This window comes from Methyloversatilis discipulorum (genome assembly GCF_000385375.1).
GTDB classification, from domain to species: Bacteria; Pseudomonadota; Gammaproteobacteria; order Burkholderiales; family Rhodocyclaceae; genus Methyloversatilis; species Methyloversatilis discipulorum_A.
Genome location: NZ_ARVV01000001.1, coordinates 661,993 through 686,443, shown reverse-complemented (window position 1 = coordinate 686,443; position 24,451 = coordinate 661,993). Strand labels below are relative to the sequence as shown.

19 protein-coding genes are annotated in these 24,451 nt (G+C 68.2%); 13 read left to right on the top strand and 6 right to left on the bottom strand.

The features are described from left to right. Positions 1-174: 174 nt before the first annotated feature. Both METRZ18153_RS0103270 and METRZ18153_RS0103260 read left to right on the top strand, forming a co-directional pair. On the top strand, positions 175-1,932 hold the full coding sequence (locus METRZ18153_RS0103270) for a PQQ-dependent methanol/ethanol family dehydrogenase (protein ID WP_020163400.1): 1,758 nt from the start codon (positions 175-177) through the stop codon (positions 1,930-1,932). A gap of 423 nt (positions 1,933-2,355) precedes the next feature. Beyond that, the gene (locus tag METRZ18153_RS0103260) at positions 2,356-3,828 is read left to right on the top strand and encodes a YdgA family protein (RefSeq protein ID WP_020163398.1); all 1,473 of its coding nucleotides are present in this window, start codon (positions 2,356-2,358) and stop codon (positions 3,826-3,828) included. A gap of 1 nt (position 3,829) precedes the next feature. Here METRZ18153_RS0103260 and METRZ18153_RS0103255 read toward each other — a convergent pair whose 3' ends face one another. Together METRZ18153_RS0103255 and METRZ18153_RS0103250 are read right to left on the bottom strand one after the other, a co-directional pair. Next, positions 3,830-4,525, bottom strand: coding sequence for a hypothetical protein (locus METRZ18153_RS0103255; RefSeq protein ID WP_020163397.1), 696 nt, complete (start codon positions 4,523-4,525; stop codon positions 3,830-3,832). 108 nt (positions 4,526-4,633) lie between these two features. After that, the gene (locus tag METRZ18153_RS0103250) at positions 4,634-5,023 is read right to left on the bottom strand and encodes a putative zinc-binding protein (protein WP_020163396.1); all 390 of its coding nucleotides are present in this window, start codon (positions 5,021-5,023) and stop codon (positions 4,634-4,636) included. A gap of 263 nt (positions 5,024-5,286) precedes the next feature. Between METRZ18153_RS0103250 and METRZ18153_RS0103245 the strand changes: the two genes are divergently transcribed. Beyond that, on the top strand, positions 5,287-6,090 hold the full coding sequence (locus METRZ18153_RS0103245) for a ferredoxin--NADP reductase (protein ID WP_020163395.1): 804 nt from the start codon (positions 5,287-5,289) through the stop codon (positions 6,088-6,090). A 7-nt stretch (positions 6,091-6,097) separates the two neighbouring features. Here the strand turns inward: METRZ18153_RS0103245 and METRZ18153_RS0103240 are convergent, their stop codons facing one another. Then, positions 6,098-6,727 (bottom strand): DNA-3-methyladenine glycosylase family protein, encoded by a 630-nt coding sequence (locus METRZ18153_RS0103240; protein WP_020163394.1) that lies wholly within the window; start codon positions 6,725-6,727, stop codon positions 6,098-6,100. 376 nt (positions 6,728-7,103) lie between these two features. Between METRZ18153_RS0103240 and ada the strand changes: the two genes are divergently transcribed. Both ada and alkB read left to right on the top strand, forming a co-directional pair. Next, the gene (gene ada, locus METRZ18153_RS0103235) at positions 7,104-8,186 is read left to right on the top strand and encodes a bifunctional DNA-binding transcriptional regulator/O6-methylguanine-DNA methyltransferase Ada (protein WP_020163393.1); all 1,083 of its coding nucleotides are present in this window, start codon (positions 7,104-7,106) and stop codon (positions 8,184-8,186) included. Further along, positions 8,186-8,830 carry a DNA oxidative demethylase AlkB gene (alkB, locus tag METRZ18153_RS0103230; protein WP_020163392.1) on the top strand — a complete coding sequence of 215 codons (645 nt, stop codon included), beginning with the start codon at positions 8,186-8,188 and terminating at the stop codon, positions 8,828-8,830. Before ada ends, alkB begins: the two co-directional genes overlap by 1 nt. Before the next feature lie 12 nt (positions 8,831-8,842). Here the strand turns inward: alkB and METRZ18153_RS0103225 are convergent, their stop codons facing one another. Beyond that, the gene (locus METRZ18153_RS0103225) at positions 8,843-9,628 is read right to left on the bottom strand and encodes an SDR family NAD(P)-dependent oxidoreductase (protein ID WP_020163391.1); all 786 of its coding nucleotides are present in this window, start codon (positions 9,626-9,628) and stop codon (positions 8,843-8,845) included. A 182-nt stretch (positions 9,629-9,810) separates the two neighbouring features. Between METRZ18153_RS0103225 and pdxR the strand changes: the two genes are divergently transcribed. From pdxR to METRZ18153_RS0103195, 6 genes are all read left to right on the top strand, one after another. Continuing rightward, complete coding sequence (gene pdxR / locus METRZ18153_RS0103220; protein ID WP_020163390.1) at positions 9,811-11,298, top strand: MocR-like pyridoxine biosynthesis transcription factor PdxR; 1,488 nt, start codon at positions 9,811-9,813, stop codon at positions 11,296-11,298. 112 nt (positions 11,299-11,410) lie between these two features. Continuing rightward, positions 11,411-11,668 (top strand): type II toxin-antitoxin system Phd/YefM family antitoxin, encoded by a 258-nt coding sequence (locus tag METRZ18153_RS0103215; RefSeq protein WP_024300641.1) that lies wholly within the window; start codon positions 11,411-11,413, stop codon positions 11,666-11,668. Positions 11,669-11,670: 2 nt separating this feature from the next. After that, positions 11,671-12,093, top strand: a complete 423-nt coding sequence (locus tag METRZ18153_RS0103210) for a type II toxin-antitoxin system VapC family toxin (protein ID WP_019915318.1) — start codon at positions 11,671-11,673, stop codon at positions 12,091-12,093. Positions 12,094-12,253: 160 nt separating this feature from the next. Next, positions 12,254-14,386: a molybdopterin-containing oxidoreductase family protein gene (locus METRZ18153_RS0103205; protein ID WP_020163387.1), complete on the top strand. Its 2,133-nt coding sequence runs from the start codon at positions 12,254-12,256 to the stop codon at positions 14,384-14,386. Positions 14,387-14,389: 3 nt separating this feature from the next. Then, a complete protein-coding gene (locus METRZ18153_RS0103200; protein ID WP_029143512.1) occupies positions 14,390-14,695 on the top strand; it encodes a ferredoxin family protein in 306 nt (101 codons plus the stop codon). A gap of 12 nt (positions 14,696-14,707) precedes the next feature. Beyond that, complete coding sequence (locus METRZ18153_RS0103195; protein WP_232415952.1) at positions 14,708-16,117, top strand: FAD-dependent oxidoreductase; 1,410 nt, start codon at positions 14,708-14,710, stop codon at positions 16,115-16,117. Between the two features lie 653 nt (positions 16,118-16,770). Here METRZ18153_RS0103195 and METRZ18153_RS0103190 read toward each other — a convergent pair. Together METRZ18153_RS0103190 and METRZ18153_RS0103185 are read right to left on the bottom strand one after the other, a co-directional pair. Next, complete coding sequence (locus METRZ18153_RS0103190) at positions 16,771-18,030, bottom strand: Hsp70 family protein (protein ID WP_020163384.1); 1,260 nt, start codon at positions 18,028-18,030, stop codon at positions 16,771-16,773. A 61-nt stretch (positions 18,031-18,091) separates the two neighbouring features. Continuing rightward, a complete protein-coding gene (locus METRZ18153_RS0103185) occupies positions 18,092-18,940 on the bottom strand; it encodes an ATP-grasp domain-containing protein (protein ID WP_020163383.1) in 849 nt (282 codons plus the stop codon). A gap of 338 nt (positions 18,941-19,278) precedes the next feature. Here METRZ18153_RS0103185 and METRZ18153_RS0103180 point away from each other — a divergent pair, with 338 nt between their 5' ends. Both METRZ18153_RS0103180 and METRZ18153_RS0103175 read left to right on the top strand, forming a co-directional pair. After that, the gene (locus tag METRZ18153_RS0103180) at positions 19,279-21,735 is read left to right on the top strand and encodes a sensor domain-containing protein (RefSeq protein ID WP_020163382.1); all 2,457 of its coding nucleotides are present in this window, start codon (positions 19,279-19,281) and stop codon (positions 21,733-21,735) included. 62 nt (positions 21,736-21,797) lie between these two features. After that, a complete protein-coding gene (locus METRZ18153_RS0103175; RefSeq protein ID WP_020163381.1) occupies positions 21,798-24,437 on the top strand; it encodes a bifunctional diguanylate cyclase/phosphodiesterase in 2,640 nt (879 codons plus the stop codon). The last annotated feature ends 14 nt before the right edge of the window (positions 24,438-24,451 follow it).

The window sequence follows — 24,451 nt, the reverse complement described above, 5'->3', positions numbered from 1 at the left end:
CATCGGCGCGCACCCCGGCGCTGCTCGGCGCTGCCCGGTGCAGCGTCCACCGGCCTCCGGCAAGGCTCTCCGCCAGGATATGCATTCGGGCAGGGACGGATTCCCGGCTCTGGTATGCGCCTTGCGTCTGCCGCTCCATCCGCGGACACCGATCCGCACAGACGGAGACGACACATGAAGCGATCGACCCTTGCCCTGTTCATCCTCGCCGCGTTCGCCCACGGCGGCCCGGTGCATGCCGGCGTCACCACGGCCGACATCGAGAATGACGCCCGCACGACCGGCGACGTGCTGTCCTGGGGCATGGGTACCGAGGGCCAGCGCTACAGCCCGCTGACCCGGATCAACACGAAGAACGTCAAGCGCCTGGTACCGGCCTGGTCCTATTCCTACGGCGGCGAGAAGCAGCGCGGCCAGGAGGCGCAGCCGCTGGTGGTCGGCGGCAAGATGTTCATCACCGCCTCCTATTCGCGCATCTTCGCGCTCGACACCAAGACTGGCCGCAAGCTGTGGTCCTACGAGCACCGGCTGCCCGAAGGCATCATGCCCTGCTGCGACGTGATCAACCGCGGCGCCGCCGTCTACGACAATCTGGTCATCTACGCCACGCTGGACGCGCAGCTGGTGGCGCTCGACCAGAACACCGGCAAGGTGGTCTGGAAGGAGAAGATCGACGACTACCAGGCCGGCTACTCGTCGTCCGCGGCGCCCATCATCGCCAAGGGCCTGGTGCTGACCGGCGTGTCCGGCGGCGAATTCGGCATCATCGGCCGGGTCGAGGCGCGCGACGCGAAGACCGGCAAGATGGTGTGGGTGCGCCCGACCATCGAAGGCCACATGGGCTACAAGTTCGACGAGTCCGGCAACAAGGTCGACAACGGCATCAGCGGCACCACCAACGCGACCTGGCAGGGCGACCTGTGGAAGACCGGGGGTGCTGCCACCTGGCTGGGCGGCACCTTCGACGCGAAGACCGGCCTCGCCTACTTCGGCACCGGCAACCCGGCGCCGTGGAACAGCCACCTGCGCCCGGGCGACAACCTGTACTCCTGCTCGACGGTGGCCATCGACGTCGCCACCGGCCAGATCAAATGGCACTTCCAGGGCACGCCGAACGACGGCTGGGACTACGACGGCACCAACGAATTCGTCACCTTCGACGCCGGCGGCAAGCGGCTGGGCGCCAAGGCCGACCGCAACGGCTTCTTCTACGTGCTGGACGCCAACACCGGCAAGTTCGAGCGCGGCTTCCCCTTCGTCAAGAAGCTGGACTGGGCCAAGGGCCTGGACGAGAACGGCCGCCCGATCTACGACCCGGCCAAGCGCCCGGGCGACCCGACTGCCAGCGAGGATGGCAAGAAGGGCTCGGTGGTGCACGTGTCGCCGTCCTTCCTCGGCGGCAAGAACCAGATGCCCATGGCCTACAGCCCGGACACCGGCCTGTTCTACGTGCCGGCCAACGAATGGAGCATGGAAATCTGGAACGAGCCCATCACCTACAAGAAGGGTGCGGCCTACCTCGGCGCCGGCTTCACGATCAAGACCGCCGACGCCAAGGACATCGGCGGCGACTACATCGGCGCACTGCGCGCGGTCGATCCGAAGAGCGGCAAGGTGGTGTGGGAAATCACCAACAACGCGCCGCTGTGGGGCGGCGCGATGACGACCAAGGGCGGCCTGGTGTTCTGGGGCACGCCGGAGGGCTTCTTCAAGGCGGCCGACGCGAAGACCGGCAAGGAACTGTGGTCCTTCCAGGTCGGTACCGGCATCGTCGCGCCCCCCATCACCTGGGAACAGGACGGCGAACAGTACGTCGCCGTGACCGCCGGCTGGGGCGGCGCGGTGCCGCTGTGGGGCGGCGATGTCGCCAAGAAGGTGAGCTATCTGAACCAGGGCGGTTCGATGTGGGTGTTCAAGCTGATGAAGGACTGAGCACCCCACCCGCCGACCCGGCGCTGCGCGACAGCAGCCCGGGGCAACGTCTCCTCATGGTGTTCGCCTGTACCGGGTGAGCGCAACCGGCGCCTCGTGCGCCGGTCTTTTTTTGTACTTCTGCACATGGACATGAGCACCCGTACCGCCGCCGCCCTGCTCGGCCTCGCCCTGCTGATCGCCAGCCTGCCCGAAACCACGACCGACGCCCCCACCCGCACCGTCGCCGCATCGGCGCGCTGAGCGCCCGGCGGGCCCTTGAGGGAGCGAGCTTGCTCGCGATGGCAGGCTGACCCGAAGCCGCTGCTCACCCTCGGTCCGACGATTCCAGCGCGAACGCGTGCGATGTCACAGCGGGCAGCGGCTTATCGTGTCACGATCCCGCCCGCTTCACATTCCATCCGCATCCACACGGGACTCCTCATGAAGAAAGCCGCAGTGCTCGCCGTCATCGCCCTTCCGCTCATCGCCTACACCGGCGGCGCCTGGTATCTGGGCCAGCGCATCGAGAACTCGCACAACGCCCAGGCGAAGCAGGCCGAAGGCATTCCGAACGTGAAGCTGGTCAAGCGCGACTACCAGCGCGGCCTGTTCTCCTCGACCGAAACCGTCACCATCGAACTGATGGGCGACACCGCACGCGCGCTGCAGGCGACCGGCGAAGAAACGATCGAACCGATACGACTGACCGTGCGCACCGACATCCGCCACGGTCCGTGGATAGGCGGCACCGAGTTCGATGCCGGCGTCGCGCAGTCGGAACTGGTGCTCGAAGGCGAGGCGCTCGAAGCGGTACGCAAGGTGTTCGGCGACCGGAAGCCGCTGGACATCCGCACCGTCTATCACTTCGCTGGCGGCGGCCGCAGCGACGTGTCGAGCCCGGCCTTCGTGTTCGACGTGCCGGCGGAGGACGACGACGACGCGATGCGCGTGAGCTGGGACGGCATCACCGCCCGCATTGACTTCGCCGAAGGCATGACGCAGTACACGATGAGCGGCGCGGCACCGAAGCTCGAAGTGACCGACGCCGCCGGTTCGCGCATGGCGATTACCGGCCTCGCCTTCAGCGGCGACCAGACGCGGCTGTTCGAAGACGACCCGCTGCTCTACGCCGGCTCACAACGCTTCACCGTGGACGCGATCAGCTTCGACGACCGCTCCGGCAGTGCGGCGCTGCCCAAGGTGGAACTGACCAAGCTGGTGTACGAGGTCGATATCCCGAAGGACGGCGACTTCGTCGATCTGGTTGCCCGCATCGGCGCCGAGAAGTTCGAGGTGGCCGGCACGGGCTACGGCCCGGCCCACTACGACTTCTCGCTGCGCCACCTGCACGCGCGCACGACCTCACGGCTGTATCGCAGCTTCATGACGATGTCTGCCGATCCGGCGCTGATGATGAATCCGCAGGCGATGCAGGCGCAGATGGGGCAGCTGATGGGGCCGGCAATCGAACTGCTGGGCCATGCTCCGGTCGTGGCCATCGACCGTCTCGCCTTCAATACGCCGCATGGACCGACCTCTCTCAGTGCGAAGGTATCGCTGCCGGGCATCACGCCGGATGAGCTGGCCAATCCGCTGGGTCTGATCGGCAAGGTCGATGCCAGCGGCGCCGTATCGCTGCCGGAGGCACTGGTACGCAGCATGATGGTCGAACGCAACAAGGCCGGCCTGCTGGCCGTGGTCGGCGACGAGGCCGATCCGGACGAGCTTGCGGCCATGGCCGACGCCCAGTTCGAACAGACGCTGCAGCCGCTGACCAGCCAGGGCTACGTTACGCGCGCCGACGGCCAGCTGTCGGCCAAGATCGCCTTCAGCAAGGGTCAGCTCACCGTGAACGGCCTGCCCTTCAATCCGGCCGCGATGGCGCAGCCGGCACCGTCGGCACTGGCCGAGTAAGTCAGCCGGGCCGCGTCGGCGACGACGCGGCCGGCCTCCGGCGGCGCTCGTGCAGGCGGGCGCACAGCCACAGCAGCGGCAGCCCGGCCAGCATCAGCAGCGCCATGCGGGGTTCGGGTACTGGGACCACCGAGACCGAATTCAGCACGAAGTTGTTGCCCTGGCTCGCGCCGGGCGGCAGCACCGTGATGAAGCCGCGCCGCAGCGAGAACGCCAAGGGGTCGAAATCCGCCGGAAGGCTGTCATCGACCAGCACATCGGGTCGCGTCGCGCCAGCCACCGAAAAGCTCAGCTGCAGAAAGCGCACCACGTCAGGCGTCGCCGCTTCCGCCACTGCCACGCGGAAATAGAGGTCGTCGCGGTACAGCCCGGCGACGAAGTCGTCGTTGATCACGTCGATTTCGCTGTTCGGCGACTGTGCCGTGTACTGGGTAAAGCTCAACGCGCCCATCGTCGCGCTGAAACCGGTGATCGCCCCCGGGTAGTAGCCTATCCAGTTCAGCGGCTGGCCGTCGGCGACCGTCGGGTCATACAGCAGCGAGCCTGTGATCGCGTCACCGACATCGATGCCGGGTATCGCATAGCCCGCGCTGACGCTGTCCACGACGCCGGAGAAACTGAGCCGCGTCACCGCCTCGGCCGGCACCGTTGCCAGCATCGCCGCCACCGTCGCGACAGCCGCACACGCGCGCTGCATTGCCCGCAATCCACCGCGTTTCATCTGCCCTCTCCTCTTTGTTGTCCGAACTTTCAGTCAAGCAGGCGCCGACGACGTTGCGTTGATCCGGATCAGTCTTGCGCGCGTTCAGCCGGCCGGGTCGTCCGGCGTCAGTTCGGCGGCGATGCCGGCGGCCAGTTCGAACAGCCGCTCCGCCTCGTCGGTGTCGAATTCGCCGTGCTGGCGCTTGCGCACGCCGTGCTCGTGCAGCAGCAGGTGGCGGGTCGGCACGACGTCGCGCTGCGCCAGGCTGCTGCGCACGCATTCCAGCGGGCAACCGTCGAGTGCCAGGATGGGACGACCGGAGCGGGCAATGCGCACCAGGTGATCGACGTTGCCGCCGACGCCGGCGATGCAGGACATTTCAGCCCGCTCACTGCGGTCCAGCTTCACGGCGATGTGATTGGCCATCTGCGCAGCGCTGGAACAGCCGGAGCAGGCGTAGACGAGGGGCAACTGGCGGTGACGGGCGCTCAAGACGATTCTCCTTGCCGGTGCGTCGGCGCCGCTGGCAACCGGCGCTGAAGGCTGTTCGCATCCGGCGACCGTGCCCCGGGCAGCGCCGCGCCGGCGAGACGCGACGGGCGGCGAGAAACAGGTGTCGACTGCGGACAGGCTTTCGACAGTCTGGAGGGCCGGCCGCCGCCGCGCCTTGCGCTGCGACAAGGATTGCGCGAACCACCGCCCGCCCATGCTGTCACGACGGATGTCTGCCCTGTACGGCAACGAAGGAGAGGGACATGGCCGAAACCGACGCAGCAGCCCTGGCACTGGCCAAACCCGCGCCACGCGTGCCGCGCTCGAGCGCCCAGCGCATCAGCGCGATCCGGCGCTGGACGCCCGTGCTGTGGTCCATCCGCATCGAGCGGCCGGCCAACTATCTTTTCCAGCCGGGCCACTATGCCCGCCTCGGGCTGCCGGTCGACACGCCGGAGGCCGCGGTCTGGCGTCCTTACTCCATCGTATCGGCGACCACCGACAGCGAGCTGGAATTCCTGCTGGTGCTGATTCCGGGCGGTGCCTTCACCGCACAGCTGGCCGCACTGCGCGAAGGCGACACCGTGCTGCTGGAGCAGGCGGTATTCGGCTTCTTCCTCGACAACCAGCTCGCACCCGGCGACACGCTGTGGATGCTGGCCACCGGCACCGGCCTCGGCCCCTACGTTTCGCTGCTGCGCACGCCCGGCGCGCTCGACCGCTACGCGCGCATGGTGCTGGTGCACAGCGCGCGCCACGCGGATGAACTGGCCTACCGCGACGAAATCGAGGCACCGGCCGCGGTGTCACATGGCAGGCTGACCTATGTTCCCATCGTCACGCGCGAACCCGGCGTCAGCGCCTTGACCGAACGCATCCCGCAGCTGATCGCGGACGGCACATTGCGGGCCCACGTCGGGCACACGCTGGAGCCGGCCGACAGCCGCGTCATGGTGTGCGGCAACCCGGAATTCACCACGGAAATGCGTGCACTGCTGACCGAGCGCGGCTTCACGCCGTGCCGGCGCAACAGTCCGGGCAGCATGCTGTTCGAGAAGTACTGGTAGGGCGCGGTCAGCGCGGCACCCGCCACAGATACCAGCTGGCGGCGGTGCGGTGCGGCGACCACGGTAATGCCAGCGCGGTCATCTGCCGCGGCGTCGGCGGGCGGTCGAGACGCCGCAGCCGACGGTAGCCTTCGCGCACGCCGAGGTCGTCGGCCGGCAGCAGATCGGTCCGGCCCAGCGTATAGATGAGCATCATCTCCACCGTCCACCGGCCGATGCCGTGCAGCGCGGTCAGCCGGGTGATCAGCGCCTCGTCGTCCATGTCGCGCGCCTGCGCCAGTGTCGGCACGACGCCGTTGCGGGCAGCTTCGGCGATGCCGCGTATCGTGTCCGCCTTGCGGCCGGAAAAACCGCAGCCGCGCAGCGCTTCCGGCGAGGTGGCGCAGACCTGCTCCGGCGTCGGAAAATCCGGGGCGCCGTACAGCGCGAGAAAGCGCGCGATCATCGTGTCGCCAGCGCGCACGCTGAGCTGCTGGTAGGCCACCGCACGGAGCAGCGCCTGCCACGGCTCGCGTGCCGGCTTCGGCGCGTGCAGGCAGGGGCCGACGGTGGCGACCAGCGTCGCCCAGTCGTCGTCCAGCGCGGCCAGAAAGCGCGCCGCCTCGTGGTGGTGGTCGGTTGTGTCGGGGAGGTCCATGGCGATGCAGTATCGCGATTGCAGGCGGGCAATGTCGACCGTGACTTGCCGGCGGAAGGACCCGTTCGGGTGGCCTCGGCCACAGCCAGCGGCCTGCCGAAGCCGCGTCGCGGTCAGAAGACCGCTCCCACAGGGGTGGTGCCCCCGATCGACGACCTGAGCCTCGGCCGGGGTTCTGTGGGAGGGGTCTTCTGACCCCGACAGCGACCTGGATCGAAGCTGGCGGACGGCGGCGGCCGCGTCGCGGCCAAAGCCGCTCACACAAGAAATCGACCAACGCCGTCCTGCGCGGATTCGAAAGCAATCGGCGGAGTGCGGTGTCGATGCACAGCAATTAATGTCCCGGTATCGACCACCCGAAAGAAGCGGAAGCACGATGACGAACACCGCCAGCCGCCGTGAAGCACGCGCCGCCGTCACGCTCGCAGACCCTCGCTGGGCGGCGGTGCGGGCGCGCGATGCGGGCGCCGACGGCCGATTCTTCTACTCGGTCGCCAGCACCGGCGTGTACTGCCGCCCGTCCTGCGGCGCGCGCACGCCGCGGCCGGAGAACGTGAGCTTCCACGCCAGCCGCACCGACGCCGAGGCGGCCGGCTTCCGACCCTGCAAACGCTGCCGGCCCGACCTGCCGCCATTGGCCGAACGGCAGGCTGCCATGGTGGCCGCGCTGTGCCGGCAGATCGACGACGCCGACACGCTTCCTTCGCTCGACGCACTGGCCGCGTCGGCCGGTTGCAGCCGCTTCCACCTGCTGCGCGTGTTCAGGGCGCACACCGGGCTGACACCGCGCGCCTGGGCGGCAGCGCGACGCGCGGAACGACTGCGCGAGCGGCTGGCCGACGGCGCAAGCGTGACCGAGGCCATCGTCGACGCGGGCTACGGCTCGACCAGCCGCGTCTACGAGAAATCGGCACGACCACTGGGCATGACGCCGCGTCGCTATCGGGCCGGCGGCGCCGACACCGACATCCGTTTCGCCATCGCGCAATGCGCGCTCGGAGCCCTGCTGGTGGCGGCCAGCCCGCAGGGTGTCTGCGCAATCGCGCTGGGCGACGACGCCGACGCGCTGGCGCGTGAGCTGCAGGACCGCTTCCCGCAGGCACGCCTCAGCGGCGACGATGCCGACTTCGCGCGTGTGGTGGCGCAGGTGGTCGGCTTCGTCGAGGCACCGCGCATCGGTCTGGCGCTGCCGCTGGATCTCCGCGGCACCGCCTTCCAGCAGCGCGTGTGGGCGGCGCTGCGCGCGATACCGCCGGGACAGACGCTGAGCTACGCCGAACTGGCGCAGCGCATCGGCGCGCCGGCCGCGGTGCGTGCAGTCGCCAGCGCCTGCGCCGCCAATACGCTGGCGGTGGCGGTGCCCTGCCACCGCGTCGTGCGCACCGACGGCAGTCTGTCGGGCTATCGCTGGGGTGTGGCGCGCAAGCGCGCACTGCTCGACCGCGAGCGCAGCGACTGATGGACCTGTTCGACGAGCAGGAACGCGAAGCCGGCATCTACGCGCTGGCGCCCGGTGCCGCGCTGCTGCGTGGCTTTGCGCGCGACGTCGCGCCGACGCTGCTGGCCGCGGTCGACGACATCGCCGCCAGCGCGCCCTTCCGTCACCTGATCACGCCCGGCGGTCACACGATGTCGGTGGCCACCACCAGCTGCGGCACGCTGGGCTGGCACTCGGACGAACAGGGCTACCGCTACACCTCGCGTGACCCCGACAGCGAACGACGATGGCCGGCGATGCCGGCCTGCTTCAGCGCGCTCGCACACGACGCAGCGGCGCGCGCCGGCTTCGCCGGATTCGCGCCCGACGCCTGCCTGATCAACCGCTATGCGCCGGGCGCCAGGCTCACGCTGCACCAGGACCGCAACGAACGCGATTACGGCGCGCCCATCGTGTCGGTATCGCTCGGCATTCCGGCCGTCTTCCTGTTCGGCGGCCTGCGGCGGAACGACCCGACGCAGAAGCTGCGTCTGGTGCATGGCGACGTGGTCGTGTGGGGCGGCCCGTCGCGGCTGCGCTTTCACGGTGTGCTGCCGCTGGCGCACGCCGAGCATCCGCTGACCGGCGCCTGCCGCATCAACCTCACCTTCCGCGCGGCGGCCTGAAACCGCCGGCCTTCAGGCCAGCAGCGCCTGCATGATGCGGCGGTGCATGGCGCGCGGCGTGATGCGGGTGGACCACGCCGACAGCTTGTTCAGGATTCCGGGCACCACGCAGGCGCGTCCGTCATCGAGCGCGCGCAGACCGGCTTCGGCCACTGGTCGCGGCTGCATCAGCATCAGCTTCAGCGTGGCCGACGCCTCGTGCCCGGCGGTGCGGGTGAAGGCGGTGTCGGTGAGGCCGGGCGCCAGCACGGTGACGGTGACGCCGTGCGGCGCCAGTTCGTCGTGCAGCGCTTCGCCCAGGCTGAGTACGTATGCCTTGGTCCCCGCGTAGGCGGCATAGACCGGCGATGCCATGAAGCCGAGCAGGCTGGCCACCAGCAGCATGCGACCGTCACCGCGGCGGCGCATGTCCTCGCCGTAGAGGCGGGCGAGCTGGGTGAGCGCCGACACGTTCACGTCCAGCATCTGCTGCAGGCGCCGCGAATCCGCCTCGACGAATTCGCCGTGCACGCCGAATCCGGCATTGTTGATCAGGGTGTCGACGCGCAGCCCCAGTCCGTCGGTCCGTCGCTTCAGTTCGATCGCCGCCCCCGGCTGCGACAGATCCAGCGCGGCCACCCGGACGGCAACCCGGTGAGCGGCAGTCAGTTCGGCTGCCAGCGTCTCCAGCGCTTCGACGCTGCGCGCCACCAGCACCAGATTGCGTCCGCGCGCGGCGAGCAGGCGCGCGAACTCGACACCCAGTCCGCTTGACGCGCCAGTCACCAGCGCCCAGCCGCTTCCACTTTCTGCATTCATGTCTGTCTCCCTCTTTGTCGTGCGCCGGTCGCGTGCCGGGCCTCGCGCATCTTTCGTGCGGTGGTGAAGCGTATGCCTGCCTCTTTGGATATAGACCTCGCGATCGAGCGTTGCCGGTTGGCGCGCGGTCTGCTGTTAATCTCGCGGAAAGCGGGCGACCCAACGGTCGCCGGAACGTCGCCATGCGAGCTCACGCCGTGCACCTTCCCATCCTCGTAGACCCGACCCTGGACAGCACGCTGCAGGCGCAGATCGTCGCGCAGATGCGCGCGCTGATCGAGCACCACCTGCTGCCGCCCGGCGCACCGGTGCCGGCGACGCGCGACCTCGGGCGACAGATCGGCGTATCGCGCAACACGGTCACCGCCGCCTACGAGGAACTGATCGCGCAGGGCTATCTGTACACCGAGCGTGCGGTCGGCACCTTCGTCGCGAAGACGCTGCCGGACACCCTGATCCGCTCGCCGGACAGCATCGACGATCTGCGCAGCGGCGCCGAACACCGCGCGCTGAATCTGCCGCTGCCCTATGGCGGCCGCGGCCTGACCGGCCTGCATCGTCCGGCCCAGCCCGGCCTCGCAACGGACTTCGTGTTCGGCCGCGCCGACCCGCGCAGCTTTCCGGAACGCATCTGGCGCAAGCTCATCGTCGAATGCCTGGGTGGCGCCGCCGAGCGGATGAGCGAGTACAGCCACCCGGCCGGTCTGCCCGAACTGCGCCAGCTCATCGTGAACCACCTCGCCACCACGCGCGGCATGGTGGCCTCGACCGAACAGCTGCTGCTGGTGGCCGGTTTCCAGCAGGGCATAGATCTGGTGGCTCACCTGTTCGTCGGCACCCGCACGCCGGTCGTGATGGAAGCGCCGACATACCGCGGTGCAGCCTTCCTGTTCGAAAGCTACGGCGCCCAGGTGATTCCGGTGGCGGTCGATGCGCATGGCGTGGATGTGCGGCAGCTGCCGCAGCGGCGGGTGAAGCTGGTCTATGTCACGCCGTCGCACCAGTTCCCGACCGGCGGCACCATGCCGCTGCACCGGCGCCTCGCGCTGCTCGAATGGGCCGCGCGCAACGGCGCCTACATCCTGGAAATCGACTACGACGCCGACTACCGCTACGAAGGCGCACCGCTGCCGACGCTGCAGTCGCTCGACCGCAACGGCTGCGTCATCTACGTCAATTCATTCACCCGCACGCTCGGTCCAGGCCTGCGCATCGGCTACATGCTGCTGCCGCGCGACCTGGTGCGCACCGCGGTGACGATCAAGTCGCTGATGGACAACGGCCTGCCCTGGCTGGAACAGGCCACGCTGGCACAGTTCATTCGCGACGGCAGTTACGACACCCATCTGCGCCGGCTGCGCACCGCCCACGAAGGGCGGCGCAACGCGCTGGTCGGCGCGCTGCGTACGCGTCTGCCCGAAGTGCGCATCCAGGGCGCCGACGCCGGCCAGCACGTTCTGCTGCGCCTGCCCGAATCCTGTCCGCCGGCGGTCGAGGTTCAGGCCGCCGCACGCGGCTTCGGCACCGGCGTCTATCCGCTGTCCGACAGCCCGGTCTGGTTCCACGAAGGGCTGCCGGGGCACGAACGCTGCCTGATGCTGGGCTACGGGCACCTGGCAGAGGCGCAGATCGAGCGCGGCATCGACGGGCTGGCGCAGGCGCTCTCCTGAGCGCATGTTTCCGTCGCGAGCCGGGCAGTTGAAGCCGGATGCCGACCGACGGTTTGACAGCGCGCGCGGGCGCTGAAAAACTAGTCAGAAATCTAGTCTGTTGGAGGTGATCATGGACGCATGGCCTGTTCAGGATGCAAAAGCACGCTTCAGCGAATTTCTCGATGCCTGCCTGTCCGAGGGACCGCAGATGGTGACCCGCCGCGGCATCGAAGCAGCGGTACTGGTACCGGTACAGGAATGGCGCAGGCTGCAGTCGGCAGCACGCCCGTCGCTGAAGGCACTGCTGCTGTCCGACGATGCCCGCGCCGAGTCGCTGGCACCGCCGCGCGGGCGCGCCCGGCGGCGGCCGGTGGAAGCGCTCAAGTGACGATGTACCTGCTCGATACCAACGTCGTGTCCGAACTGCGCCGGCCGCGGCCACACGGTGGCGTCGTGGCCTGGCTGCAGTCCATCGACGACGCAAGTCTTTTCCTGTCGGCGGTGACGGTCGGAGAAATCCAGGCAGGAATAGAATTGACGCGCGAGCAGGACGCGGTCAAGGCGGCCGAGATCGAAGCGTGGCTGGATCAGGTCGCCAGCGCCTACAACGTACTGCCGATGGATGCGACGGCATTCAGACGCTGGGCAGCACTGATGCACCGCAAGTCCGACACGCTGTACGAGGACGCGATGATCGCAGCCACTGCGCTGACCCACGGCCTGACTGTCGCGTCGCGCAATGTGGCCGATTTCAAGGCGCTCGGCGTCGAGGCCTTCAATCCGTTCTCGCGATCGGCCACAGCCACCGACTGAAGGAAGGGGACGCCACCCGCTGGCACCATCGTTTTTTCTCCGACTGGCCCTGTCTCCTGCCACCGCCACTGACTAACTTTCACCGGGCAGACATCGGGACCGGGCTCCGCAGAGGGCCCGCCCATCCACCCCTTGTCACTTTTTCTACCGGGAGAAAGCCATGTCCACCCATTCGAGCGAAACCCTTGTCGTGCGCGGCGCCTGTCCGCAGGATTGCCCCGATACCTGTGCTTTCCTGTACCACGTCGAGGACGGCAAGCTGGTCGAGGTGACCGGCGACCCGGACCACCCGATGACGCGCGGCGGGCTGTGCGTGAAGCTGAAGAACTTCGCCGAGCACCACTACAACCCGGACCGCCTGCTGTACCCGATGAAGCGGGTCGGCCCCAAGGGCTCGGGCATGTTCGAGCGCATCAGCTGGGACGAGGCGCTGGCGACGATCAAGTCGAAGTGGACCGACATCATCGCGCAGTACGGTACGCAGGCCATCATGCCGCACGCCTACCTGGGCCATCAGGGCACGCTGAACGGGCTGACCGCAGGCGACGCCTTCTTCAACCGGCTGGGTTCGACCGTGGCCGAGAAGACCTACTGCGAATCCGGTTCATCGACCGCCTGGATCATGACGGTGGGGCCGACCGGCGGCATGGACGTCGAAAGTCTGGCGGTGTCGAAGTACATCATCGTGTGGGGCATGAACATGCTCAACACCAATCTGCACGGCTGGCCCTTCGTGCTGAAGGCCAAGGCGGCCGGCGCCAAGATCGTGGTGATCGACCCGGTGCGCACCCGCACCGCCAAGCAGGCCGACTGGCACATCCGCATCAAGCCGGGCACCGACGCCGCGCTGGCACTGGGCATGATGAACGTGATCATCAGCGAGGACCTGTACGACCACGACTACGTCGAGAAATACACGCTGGGTTTCGACCAGCTGAAGGCGCGCGCGGCGGAATTTCCGCCCGAGCGGGTATCCGACATCACCGGCATTCCGGTGGTGGACATCCTGACGCTGGCGCGCGAGTACGCCGGCACGCAGCGCTCGGCGATACGCCAGGGCGTGGCGGTCGAGCGCAGCCCGGGCGGCGGCGACGCGGTGCGCGCGATCACCTGCCTGCCGGCGCTGACCGGCGCCTGGCGCTATCCGGGCGGCGGCACCATAGAAATGCCGATCTGGGAATTTCCGTTCAAGTTCGACTTCATGTGCCGGCCGGACTGGATTCCGCCGGGCACCCGCGTGATCAACGAACTGGACCTCGGCGCCGCGCTGACCGGTGCGATGCCGCTCGATCCGCCGATCAAGTCGCTGTTCGTCTACAACTCCAACCCGGTGTCGCAGGCGCCGGGCGCCGGCACCATCGTCGAGGGCCTGCAGCGCGAAGACCTGTTCATGGTGTGCAGCGAACTGTTCATCACCGATACCGCCAAGTACGCCGACATCCTGCTGCCGGCGACCATGCAGGCCGAGCAGCTGGACATCATGGTGACCTGGGGCCACCTCTACATGCACCTGAACCAGCCGGCGATCGCGCCGCCGGGCGAGTGCGTGCCCAATGTCGAACTGTTCCGCCGGCTGGCGAAGACCATGGGCTTCACCGACGAGCACTGGGATCTCGACGACTGGGAAATGCTGCGCCGCTGCTACGACTGGGACGCGCCGGTCATGAAGGGCATCACGCTGGAGACGCTGAAGGAAAAGGGCTGGATGCGGCTCGACGTCGGCCTGCCGGACGAGCGCACGCCGCACGCCACCGGCGACTTCAAGACGCCTTCCGGCAAGTGCGAATTCGCCTCCAGCCTCGCCGCCGGCGGCAACTTCGTGGTGCCGGTGTGGCGTTCGGGGTATGAAGCGATGCAGCCGGGCACGCCGGTCGACCCGGTGCCCAACTACATCCCGTCGGTCGAAACCATGATGCCGGACGGCGCCAGCGCCTTCCCGATCAATCTGGTGTCGCCCAAGCCGCACGCCTTCCTGAACACGCAGTACGCGAACGAACCGACCCAGCAGCGCCGCCAGGGCGAACAGATCATCGTCATCCACCCGATAGACGCCGGCCCGCGCAGCATCGAACAGGGCAGCTATGTGCGCGTGTTCAACGACCGCGGCGCCTTCGAGGCGCGCGCCGAGGTCAGCGAGGACGTGTCACCCGGCCTGATGATGACCAATGTCGGCCACTGGCCGGGGCTGAACCGCAGCGGCACCGCGGTCAACTCGACCACCTCGACCCGGCACTGCAATCTCGGCCAGGCGGGCACCTATTCCGACAACCGCGTCGACGTGCAGAGGGTCTGAACCATGACCCATGTCGTGACTGACAACTGCCGCGGCTGCCGCTATACCGACTGCGTGGCGAGCTGCCCGGTGGCATGCTTCCATGTGAACGAAGTGCGCGTCTATATCGACCCGGCGGTGTGCATAGACTGCAGCGCCTGCATTCCGGCCTGCCCGGTGCACGCCATCGTCGAGGAGTTCGACCTGGCGGAGGACCAGCAGCACTGGATACGCATCAACGCCGAGGCGGCGCAGCGCTATCCGGTCATCCGCGCCCGCCTTGCGCCGCTCGACGGTGCCGAGGCGCGACGGCAGCAGCTCGGGCTGTGACGCGCAATGGCGATGCCCGGAACTGAAGGCCAGCCACTGCGCGTGGCCATCGTCGGCAGCGGGCCCGGCGGCTTCTACGCCGCCGAGGCCCTGCTGGACAGCGGCCTGCAGGTGGAGATCGACCTGATCGAACGCCTGCCGGTGCCCTTCGGTCTGGTGCGCTTCGGCGTCGCGCCGGACCACGCGAAACTGAAGTCGGTCACCACGGTGTTCACGCAGATCGCCGAAGACCCGCGACTGCGCTTCTTCGGCAATGTCGAGGTCGGGCGCGATGTGTCGGTGCGGCAACTGGGCGCGTTCTACCACGCGGTCATTGTCGCCACCGGCGCGGCCGGTGACCGCCGTCTGGGCATAGCCGGCGAACACCTGCCCGGCGTACACGCGGCCGGCGATTTCGTCGGCTGGTACAACGGCCGTCCGGAATGCGCCGACCTCGAATTCGACCTGCAACAGGAGGTCGCCGTGGTGGTCGGCCAGGGCAATGTGGCGATCGACGTCTGCCGCATCCTGGCCAGCCCGGTCGACGCGCTGCGACGCACCGACATCGCAGCGCATGCCCTCGACGCGCTGGCCCGCTCGCGCGTCCGTGAAATCCACCTGGTCGGCCGGCGCGGGCCGGTGCAGGCGAAGTTCACGCCGAAGGAGCTGCGCGAACTGGGCACCCTGCCCGGCTGGCAGCCGCGCGTCGATCCGGCGGCACTCGTGCTCAACAACGCCAGCCAGGCCGAACTGACCATGCCCGGCTTCGTTCACGCCCCGCGCAACCTGGACATCCTGCGCGGCTTCGCGCAGACGCCAACCGACGACGGGCGGCGCGCGCTGCACCTGCACTTCCACCGCGCGCCGGTGACGCTGAGCGGCCAGTCGCGCGTCGAACAGATCGAACTGGAGGCGCAGGCGCTGTCGGGCGAGCCCGGCACGCAGTCCGCGACGCCGACCGGCGAGCGGCTGAGTCTGCCGGCCGGGCTGGTACTGCGCAGCGTCGGCTACCGCGGCACGCCGCTGCCCGGCCTGCCCTTCGATCGGGAACGCGGCGCGCTGCCGCATCGCGACGGTCGCGTCATCGACACCGGCGGCGAGGTGCTTCGCGGCTGGTATGCAACGGGCTGGATCAAGCGCGGCCCGACCGGCGTCATCGGCACCAACCGTGCCGACAGCGTGGACACGGTAACCAGCCTGCGGGCCGACCTCGCGCAACTCGACACCCCGAAAGCCGGGCGCGCCGGCCTGCTGGCGCAACTGGCGGCCGACCGCAGAAAAGTGGTCGATTTCGACGGATGGCGCGCGATAGCGCTCGCGGAAGCCGAGCGCGGACGCGCAGGCGGAAAACCGGCAGAGAAGTTCGTCCGTGTCGAAGACATGCTGCACGCCGCCGCGGTTGCCGAAGCCCCGCAATCGCTGGAGCGAGCGTGCGCGCGCTAGCGACCTGAATCGAAGCCCGCGGGCCTGCGCCCGCCGCATCGCGACCAGCGGTCGCTCCCACACGGAATGCGCCCGATCCACGGCTGGCGCCAGGGCCGGGTTTCTGTGGGAGGTGTCTTCTGACCCCGACAGCCGCCTGGATCAAAGCCCGCGGACAGCAGCGGCCGCGTCGCGGCCAAGGCCGCTCCCACACGGAACGCGACCGATCCACGGTTGGCGCCTGGGCCAGATTTCTGTGGGAGGGGTCTTCTGACCCCGACAGCCGCCTCGATCGAAGCCCGCGGACAGCAGCGGCCGTGTCGCGGCCAAGGCCGCTCCCACAAGGAATGCGCCCGATCCACGGCTGGCGCCAGGGCCGGGTTTCTGTGGGAGGGGTCTTCTGACCCCGACAGCCGCCTGGATCAAAGCCCGCGGACAGCAGCGGCCGTGTCGCGGCCAAGGCCGCTCCCACAAGGAATGCGCCCGATCCACGGCTGGCGCCAGGGCCGGGTTTCTGTGGGAGGGGTCTTCTGACCCCGACAGCCGCCTGGATCAAAGCCCGCGGACAGCAGCGGCCGTTTCGCGGCCAAGGCCGCTCCCACCAAAGCACTCGCGAGTCTTGGCTCGGGCCAGGCTTCGTGGGCGCGAGCGTGCTCGCGATGCCGACCCGAAGGTCAGGCGCTGCCGTAGCGCTGTCGCGCCACCACGGCGAGACCGCAGCCGACGCTGCCGTACAGATCGCCCTCGACCGGCTGCGCGTCCGGAAAGCGCGCGGCCAGCGCCTGGCGCAGTGCCGGCACGCCGCTGGAACCACCGGTGAAGAACAGCGTATCGACCGCCGACGGCGCGAGACCGGCCTGGGCGACGCAGGCGAGCGCGGCGTCGCCGACACGGGCGATCTCGGCGGCGATGGCATCCTCGAACGCGGCACGACTGACCGGTACGTGCAGGCCAACTTCGGCCACATCCAGGTCGAGGTCGACCCGGGGCGTGTCCGACAGCGCAATCTTCGCCGCTTCCGAGCGGATCGCCAGATGGTGGCCACTGCGCTCACGCAGCACGCGCAACAGCCGCTCGAAGCGGCAGCCGTCGACCACGTCGCGCGCCATGTCCTGCAGACCCGGCAGCACGTCGCGGCGGTAGGCAAGGTGGATGGTGTGCCAGGTGGCGAGGTTGAAGTAGGTGCTGTTGGGCAGCACGGCGCCGCTGGCCAGCAGGCCGCCCATGCCCAGCTCGGGCATCACGCAGGCAAGCGACAGACGCTTGTCGAAATCGGTGCCGCCGATGTGCACGCCGGTATTGCCCAGCAGGTCGGCGCTGCGATCGACATGGCGTCGGCGCTCCGGTGACAGCCGCACCAGCGAGAAGTCCGAGGTGCCGCCGCCGATGTCGACCACCAGCACCAGCGATTCGCGTTCGACCGTCTGCTCGAAGGCGTGCGCGGCGGCGATCGGCTCGAACTGGAAGCTCACGTCGCGGAAGCCGGCGCGGCGCACGATGTCGGCCAGCGTGTCTTCGGCCAGCTTGTCCGCCTCGGCGTCGTCGTCGACGAAGCGCACCGGGCGGCCGACCACCACCTGTTCGAAGCGCGTCTGCGCCGCCGCCTCGGCACGCTTCTTCACTTCGCCGATGAAACCACCGATCAGGTCACGGAAAGCCAGGTGACGGCCGCCGACGTCGGTACCGGCGTCCATCAGGCCGCTGCCGAGCAGGCTTTTCATCGAACGCATCAGCCGGCCTTCGAAACCTTCGAGGTATTCGGCCAGCGCGGCGCGGCCGACCGCCATCGAATCCTCGTCGAGATTGAAGAACACCGCGGACGGCAGCGTGGGCTTGCCGTCTTCGAGCGGCAGCAGGCGGGCCAGCGGACCGTCGTGGATGGCGGCGGTGGAATTCGAGGTGCCGAAGTCGATGCCGCAGGCGGAGGTGTTCATCGGGCAGTGCGGTGGTGCGGAAGGCCGCGCAGCGTACGGGGGCGGCGCATCGCGCGCAAGTTCAGCATGCCGTCGCACGCACGATTTCGGCGAGCGCGCGTTCGCTGCCCGGCGCGGTGTCGAAGAAGAGCGAGGGCTCGATCAGTTCCAGCTCGATCAGCACCGGCCGGCCGTCGAGCCGCAGCATGTCGACGCGGGCGTAGGCGCAGACGCCGGGTGCGGCTGCCAGTGCGGCCTCGGCCAGCGCGAATTCGTCGGCGGCCGGCGCGTGTGCGCTGGCCACCCCGCCCCAGATGTCCTGGCAGCGGTAGTCGCCGGCCTGCGGCACCTTGCGCACTGCGTGCGAATAGCGGCCGCCGAAGAAGATGAGCGACACCTCGCCGTCGGCGATGCCCGGCACGAAGGGCTGCAGCAGCACGTCGCCCTCGGCAGCCAGCGCGCGCAGGTGATCGGCGCAGGCGGCGCTGTCGGCCGCACCGCGGAAAGCACCGAAGGCGCCTATCGACACCGCCGGCTTCACCACCACCTCGCCGCCGCCGAATTCAGCCAGCGCCTGCGCAACCTGCGCACTGTGCCGCTCGATGAAGCGCGTCGGCACGATGTCCACGCCACGCGCCGCCAGCTCGAACAGATAGCGCTTGTGGCTGTTCCACTCGATTACCGGCAGCGGATTGAGCAGCCGGCTGCAGCGATCGACCCGCCGCGCCCAGGTGAGGAATTCGGGCAGGCGCGTGTGGTAGTCCCAGGGCGAACGCAGCAGCACGCAGCGGTAGGCCGACCAGTCGACGTCGGCGTCCCAGGCGACCAGATCGACCGGCACGCCGCAGGCGGCCATCAACAGTTCGGCGTCGCTGTCGGGCTTGGGCGTGTCGGCGCAGGTGACGAAGGCGATCTCGGGACGGGCGCTCATGGTGGGTGGGAATCCTTGGCGTGGGCGGGTGGTGGAACGCGGGCCCGACGACGTCCGGTTCGCACGCCGGCAGACCCTGAGATAGGCGCCATGATACCGGCGCCGGGCACCCTCTCACCGTATCCGTCAGGCGCGCCGGGAACTCGCCATCCTCATGAAAGAAAACATTTTTTGCAATGCACAAGTACAGTCCGCCAGTGGCGCGCCGATATCTGATGCGAGCGCCGCCGAAGTGAACATGGCGGGCCTTGTTGGCAATCCAGACGAGCAGCAGAACCTTGACTTCAACCCCGCATCCATCGAGTTCCACATATTCAGAACGGCCTGCGCACGAGCAGGTGGAGGGCGACCGGCGATTCCGCCTGCTGTTCGAGCGCATACCGGACCCGATGCTGCTGCTCGACGTCGAATCGGGCGTGTTCACCGACTGGAACCCGGCGGCGATGCGCATGCTGAACTTCCCGGCGCGCGAGGAGGTGATCGCGCTGCGTCCAGCCGACATTTCGCCGCCGCGCCAGCCTGACGGCCGTGCGTCCGACGACAAGGCGCGCGAAATGATGGACATCGCCCGCCGCAACGGCAATCACCGTTTCGAGTGGACCATCTGCAGCCCCTATCGCAGCGAGGTCGTGATCGAGGTACTGCTGACCACCATCGCCATCGACGGCCGCGAGGTGTTCATCACCACCTGGCGCGACCTCAGTCAGCAGAAGCGCACAGAGCGCGACCTGGTAGCCAACAAGCTGCGCTGGAAGTTCGCGCTGGAAGGTGCCGGCGACGGCGTTTGGGACTGGAACATCCAGGACGGCACCGTCTTTTTCAGCCCGCGCTGGAAAACCATGCTCGGCTACGAGGAAGACGACATCGGCAACGCGCTGTCCGAATGGTCGGAACGTGTACACCCGGACGACCTGCCGCGAGTGATGGCCGACGTGCAGGCTCACCTCGACGGCCGCACGCCGGGCTACCGCAACGAGCACCGCATGCTCTGCCGCAACGGCGAGTACAAATGGATACTGGACCGCGGCAAGGTGATCAGCAATGACGCCGACGGCCGGCCGCTGCGCATGGTGGGCACCCATACCGACATCACCGAACGTCGCCGCGTGCAGACCGAGCTCGAGCGCGCCGAAGCCACCCAGCGCGCGCTGCTCGACGCGATGGCCGATGGCGTGTTCGTGGCGCAGGAGCACCGCTTCGTATTCGTCAATCCGGCCCTGCCGCGCATGCTGGGCTATACGGTCGAGGAATTCACCGGCCTCACTTTCGCCGACGTGCTGCACCCCGACTTCCTTGAACTGTGGAACGAACGCTACGAGCGCCGCATCGGCGCGGGGCCGGAGCCGCAACGTCGCTACGAAGTGCAGTTGCTGAACCGCGACGGCGACCGGCCGCTGTGGATCGAACTGATCGCCTCGCGTTTCACCTACCGCGACGAACCGGCCGTGCTCGGCATCGTGCGCGACATCAGCGACAAGAAGATCAACGAACAGACGATCTGGAAGCAGGCCAATTACGACGCGCTGACCAATCTGCCCAACCGCCACCTGCTGCTGCATCACCTGCGCCAGGAAATGCGTCTGAGCCAGCGCAGCGGTCGCCAGCTGGCGGTGCTGTTCATCGACCTCGACCGCTTCAAGGAGGTGAACGACACGCTGGGCCACCCGGCTGGCGACAGCCTGCTGCAGCAGGCGGCGCAGCGCATCACCGGCTGCATGCGCGACACCGACGCGGTCGCCCGCTTCGGCGGCGACGAATTCGCGGTGGTGCTGGGCGGGCTGGAGCACCCGGACGTCGTCGAGCAGATCGCCGGCAAGATACTGAGCGCACTGCACCAGCCCTTCCAGCTGTTCAACGAACTGGTCTATGTGTCGGCCTCGATCGGCATCACGCTGTACCCGGATAGCGCGCAGAGCCAGGAAGATCTGCTGAAGCAGGCCGATCAGGCGATGTACGACGCCAAGCGCGCCGGACGCAACCGGATGAGCTATTTCACGCCGTCCATGCAGGCTAGCTCGGAACGCCGTCTGCGCCTGGTGTCGGACATGCACACAGCGCTGACCACCGGCCAGTTCCACCTCGTCTATCAGCCCATCGTCGAAATCGCGACCGGCCGCGTGCGCAAGGCCGAAGCACTGATACGCTGGCAGCATCCCCAGCGCGGCCACGTGTCGCCGGCGGAATTCATACCGATCGCCGAGGAGACCGGCCTGATCCTGCCGATGGGCGACTGGATCACGCGCACCGCGGTCGGTTTCGCGCGCCACCTGCAGCAGCGTCTCGGCGACACGGTGCAGATCAGCATCAACCATTCACCGCTGCAGCTGCGCAACCGCAACGGCGACTATCCCGGTGTGGTCGAGCTGCTGCGCAAGCTCGATGCGCCGGGCAGTCTGGTGGCGGTCGAAATCACCGAGGGCATGCTGGTCGAGGCCGACGAACCGGCGCTGGACTGCCTTTACGCGATGCGCGACGCCGGCGTCCAGGTGGCTCTGGACGACTTCGGCACCGGCTATTCCTCGCTGTCCTACCTGAAGAAGTTCGACATCGACTACCTGAAGATCGATCAGTCCTTCGTGCGCGGCCTGTCGCGCGACTCCAGCGAGCTTGCACTGTGCGAGGCGATGATCGTGATGGCCCACAAGCTGGGCATGCAGGTGATCGCCGAGGGCGTCGAAACCATCCACCAGCTCGACCTGCTGCGCGCGGCACAGTGCGACTATGCGCAGGGCTACCTGTTCTCGCGCCCGCTGCCGGCCGAACACTTCGAAGCCTGGTTGCGCGAGAATGGTTGAAATGCACCACACGTCCGGCGCCCTGCCGGACAGCTTCGCAGCCCGCATTTCAAATAGAGAGAATGGCACTAGACCTCATCAAGGCCACCGCACTGATCCTGGCGCTCAGCCTGCTGCAGGGCTTCAATTCCCGCTTCTGGGGTGAGCGCCACGCCGCCCGGACCATAGGCTCCGGCCTGATCTTCGGCGTCATGTGCGTGGTCGGCATGATGATGCCGATCACCCTCACCCCCGGCGTCATCTTCGACGGTCGTTCCGCCGTGCTCAGCATGGCCGCGCTGTTCGGCGGCCCGGCGGTCGGCGCCATCGCCGGCGCCGTGGCCGCCGCCTACCGCCTGCACCTGGGCGGCGGTGGCGCGCTGGTCGGCGTCGGCGTCATCACCGTTTCGGTGCTGCTCGGCCTGCTGATGCGCATGTTGGTCAGCCGCGGCAAGGTCGCGCCCGGCTTCCTGCCCTTCCTCGGCCTCGGTGTCGTGGTGCATGTCGTGGCGCTGCTGTTCTTCCTCGGGCTGCCCGGTGACACCGCCAAACGCGTGTTCGAAACGCTGGCCCTGCCCTATCTGCTCACGCTGGCGCCGGCCACCGCGCTGCTCGGCATGCTGCTGCTCGACCTCGACGAGCGCCAGCGCACGGGCAAGGCGCTGCGCGACAGCGAGGCGCGCATGCGTGCGATCACCGAAGCGGTGCCCGACGTGCTGATGGTGCTCGACGAAGACGGGCGTTACCTGAAGATACGCGCGCCGGACGAAAAGCTGCTCGTCGCCGACGCGGAGTCGCTGAACGGCAAGCTGATGACCGACGTGCTGCCGCCGGAAAAGGCGGCCATGTTCCAGGACTACGTGCGCCGCACGCTGCAGTCGGACAGCGCTCAGGTACTCGAATACACGCTGGACACGCGGGGCGGTCCGCGCGTGTTCGAGGCGCGCGCCAGAGCGCTCGACGTCACCTTCGAAGGCCGGCGCGCGGTCGTGCTGCTGACGCGCGACATCACCGAACGCGTGCGGCTGGAGGAAGAACAGCGCATCGCCGCCATCGCCTTCGAGTCGCAGCAGGGCATGATGATCACCGACGCCTACAGCGTCATCCTGCGCGTGAACAAGGCCTTCACCGCGATCACCGGATTCAGCGCCGAAGAGGCGATCGGCCAGCGCACCAGCCTGCTCGCGTCCGGCCGCCACGACACCGCCTTCTACCGCGCCATGTGGTCCAAGCTGCACGCCGACGGCGTGTGGGAGGGCGAAATCTGGAACCGGCGGCGCAACGGCGAGGTGTATCCGGAGCGGCTGTCGATCAGCGCAGTGCGCAACGCCGACGGCATGGTGACGCACTACGTCGCCGCCTTCATGGACATCACTTTCAGCAAGGCGGCCGAGGACGAAATACGCCGGCTCGCCTTCTACGACGCACTGACCGGCCTGCCGAACCGGCGCCTGCTGTCCGACCGGCTCGGCCAGGCGATGGCGTCGACGTCGCGCAACTCGCGCCACGGCGCGCTGATGTTCATCGACCTCGACGACTTCAAGAACGTGAACGACCTGCTCGGTCATCACAATGGCGACCTGCTGCTGCAGAAGGCCGGTGCCCGGCTGCGCGACATCGTGCGCGAGACCGACACCGTCGCCCGCTTTGGCGGCGACGAATTCGTCGTGCTGCTGGCCGACCTGCCGGAGCACTCGATCGACGCCGCGCAGCAGGCGGAGCGCGTGGCCGAGGCCATGCTGGCGGCGCTCAATCGCCCCTACGTGCTCGACGGTCAGACGCGCCAGACCAGTGCCAGCATCGGCATCGCGATGTTCAGCGGCAGCACGCACTCGATCGACGAAATGCTGCGGCGCGCCGACCTGTCGATGTACGAATCGAAGCAGCGCGGCAAGAACCGCCTGCACTTCTTCGACCCGGTCATGCAGGAAACCGTCACCGCGCGACTGCGCCTCGAAGACGAAATACGCAGCGGGCTGGCGACGCGCCAGTTCTGCGTGCACTACCAGGCGCAGGTCGAGAACGGTCGCGGCATCGTGTCGGCCGAAGCGCTCGCACGCTGGCGTCACCCGGACAAGGGCTTCATCCCGCCAGCGCAGTTCATACCGGTGGCCGAACGCGCCGGCCTGATGCCTGCGCTCGGCCAGCAGGTGATGGAAGATGCGCTGGAACAGCTCGCGCGCTGGGCGCGCAAACCGGAAACCGCCCATCTGTCGGTAGCGATCAACATCAGTGCCGCCCAGCTCTACCAGTCGGAGTTCGCCGATTCGGTGCTTGAGGCCATCTCGCGCACCGGCGCACCGCCGGGCAAGGTGGTGCTCGAACTGACGGAGTCCATCCTGCTCGGCGACGTCGATGGCGCGATCGACGTGATGCAGCGGCTGCGCGCACGCGGTATCCGGTTCTCGATCGACGATTTCGGCACCGGCTATTCGTCGCTGGCCTATCTGCAGAGCCTGCCGATCAACGAGCTGAAGATAGACCGATCCTTCGTGCGCAATCTGCCGGCCAGCGAGGGCAATCTGGCCATCGTGCGCGCGGTGGTCGCGCTGGCCTCGGCGCTGGACGTCAAGGTGATCGCCGAAGGCGTGGAAACGGACGGCGAGCGCAATGCGCTGGCGGGCAATGGCTGTCAGTTCTTCCAGGGCTATCTGTTCGCGCGGCCGCTGCCGGCCGACGAGTTCGAAGGTCTGTTGCGCGAGGATCTGCGGCGCGCACGCTGAAGCAGGCGGACTTT

What these genes read in the sequence shown, in the direction of transcription:
- METRZ18153_RS0103215 (WP_024300641.1), top strand. Translation starts at nt 11,411, where the DNA reads ATGGACGCATGGCCTGTTCAGGATGCAAAAGCACGCTTCAGCGAATTT.
- METRZ18153_RS0103240 (WP_020163394.1), bottom strand. Translation starts at nt 6,727, where the DNA reads ATGGACCTCCCCGACACAACCGACCACCACCACGAGGCGGCGCGCTTT.
- METRZ18153_RS0103210 (WP_019915318.1), top strand. Translation starts at nt 11,671, where the DNA reads ATGTACCTGCTCGATACCAACGTCGTGTCCGAACTGCGCCGGCCGCGG.
- METRZ18153_RS0103190 (WP_020163384.1), bottom strand. Translation starts at nt 18,030, where the DNA reads ATGAACACCTCCGCCTGCGGCATCGACTTCGGCACCTCGAATTCCACC.
- ada (WP_020163393.1), top strand. Translation starts at nt 7,104, where the DNA reads ATGACGAACACCGCCAGCCGCCGTGAAGCACGCGCCGCCGTCACGCTC.
- METRZ18153_RS0103185 (WP_020163383.1), bottom strand. Translation starts at nt 18,940, where the DNA reads ATGAGCGCCCGTCCCGAGATCGCCTTCGTCACCTGCGCCGACACGCCC.
- alkB (WP_020163392.1), top strand. Translation starts at nt 8,186, where the DNA reads ATGGACCTGTTCGACGAGCAGGAACGCGAAGCCGGCATCTACGCGCTG.
- METRZ18153_RS0103255 (WP_020163397.1), bottom strand. Translation starts at nt 4,525, where the DNA reads ATGCAGCGCGCGTGTGCGGCTGTCGCGACGGTGGCGGCGATGCTGGCA.
- METRZ18153_RS0103245 (WP_020163395.1), top strand. Translation starts at nt 5,287, where the DNA reads ATGGCCGAAACCGACGCAGCAGCCCTGGCACTGGCCAAACCCGCGCCA.
- METRZ18153_RS0103270 (WP_020163400.1), top strand. Translation starts at nt 175, where the DNA reads ATGAAGCGATCGACCCTTGCCCTGTTCATCCTCGCCGCGTTCGCCCAC.
- METRZ18153_RS0103205 (WP_020163387.1), top strand. Translation starts at nt 12,254, where the DNA reads ATGTCCACCCATTCGAGCGAAACCCTTGTCGTGCGCGGCGCCTGTCCG.
- METRZ18153_RS0103175 (WP_020163381.1), top strand. Translation starts at nt 21,798, where the DNA reads ATGGCACTAGACCTCATCAAGGCCACCGCACTGATCCTGGCGCTCAGC.
- METRZ18153_RS0103225 (WP_020163391.1), bottom strand. Translation starts at nt 9,628, where the DNA reads ATGAATGCAGAAAGTGGAAGCGGCTGGGCGCTGGTGACTGGCGCGTCA.
- METRZ18153_RS0103200 (WP_029143512.1), top strand. Translation starts at nt 14,390, where the DNA reads ATGACCCATGTCGTGACTGACAACTGCCGCGGCTGCCGCTATACCGAC.
- METRZ18153_RS0103195 (WP_232415952.1), top strand. Translation starts at nt 14,708, where the DNA reads ATGCCCGGAACTGAAGGCCAGCCACTGCGCGTGGCCATCGTCGGCAGC.
- METRZ18153_RS0103260 (WP_020163398.1), top strand. Translation starts at nt 2,356, where the DNA reads ATGAAGAAAGCCGCAGTGCTCGCCGTCATCGCCCTTCCGCTCATCGCC.
- pdxR (WP_020163390.1), top strand. Translation starts at nt 9,811, where the DNA reads ATGCGAGCTCACGCCGTGCACCTTCCCATCCTCGTAGACCCGACCCTG.